1 protein-coding gene is annotated in these 1,037 nt (G+C 36.9%); it reads right to left on the bottom strand.

Annotated elements, in window-relative coordinates; translation table 11 throughout:
- Window positions 1-139 precede the first annotated feature (139 nt).
- On the bottom strand, window positions 140-439 hold the full coding sequence (locus tag F6K22_RS41510; RefSeq protein ID WP_293111051.1) for a sll1863 family stress response protein: 300 nt from the start codon (window positions 437-439) through the stop codon (window positions 140-142).
- Window positions 440-1,037: the final 598 nt, after the last annotated feature.

Below are 1,037 nucleotides of genomic sequence, written 5' to 3'. Positions count from 1 at the left end.
TCTCCCCCCTCTTCCCCCTCTTCCCCCTCTCCCCACCCTCCCACAAGGTTTTCAGGAGTTCCTTATAAGGGATAGCCTTCAAAGGGGGGTTGGGTTTTTTTAACCCACATTTTCAAGCTTGACGCGCCACTACTATGAGTTATTTAAACTTAGAAAGTGCACTATCAAAGGCGCTGTGCAAATCATTCCAAGCCTTTTCAAAACCAACTTTTACATCTCCCCATGCTTGTTCGCTGGAGTTTTGTAGATCCTGAAATTTCGTTTTGACTGCATCACGCTGAGTAGACAATTCTTCTATCTTATCGTGATAACTAACTTGGGCATCTGCTTTAGCTTGTTGAGCTTTAGCTTTCATTTCATCAATTTGAGCATTTAGCTTGTCAAGTTGAGCTTTGACTTTAGCTTCGTAGGCTTGTTTTGTTTCTGGTTGATTTGTCATAATTTTAACTCGATATGATTTAATTAACAACTATTTTTTCATAACAAAATAGACTAATACTTTGACTTCTCAAAAAGATTGAAAAGTTAGCTAATTGCCAGAATAACTAGCTCTAGTTAGCTAACTGGCCTACTAAAAACTATGTAACAGATACTGTCTATTTTGTTTATGTATTATTTTAATAATTGCTCAAGCTTTTGTCAACAATACATAAGAATATGTAACAATATATCAAAATTGATTTTCCTCAACTTCTAAATAAATTCAACTGCTCTGTCGGAAATAATTTAATTCTCCCCCTAGAAGTGCTGTATTTTTCATGTTATGCTCAGAAGTTATACCAATTCCCAAAAGCATTGCTATACTTATGCCACTTCAGTTATTAAGTAATTAATACAGGAAAAATCACCATGCTTGCTAATAATAGCCCAGTTAATGTTTATTATTTTTATATTGTACGGACGCCCTTATGCAACGTCCCTACTCACACGGACCACACTTCCCCTCCACCGGAGGGGTTAGGGGTGGGTCCCAAACTTCCCCACCCGATCGGGTATAGCATTCTTTTTGATAAATGGTATTAGACTATTTTTAAATG

The sequence above is a fragment of the Okeania sp. SIO2F4 genome, assembly GCF_010672385.1.
GTDB lineage: Bacteria > Cyanobacteriota > Cyanobacteriia > Cyanobacteriales > Microcoleaceae > Trichodesmium.
This window is presented reverse-complemented; position numbering and strand designations above follow the sequence as displayed.

Coding starts and splice junctions, on each gene's coding strand:
- F6K22_RS41510 (WP_293111051.1), bottom strand. CDS start 439: ATGACAAATCAACCAGAAACAAAACAAGCCTACGAAGCTAAAGTCAAA.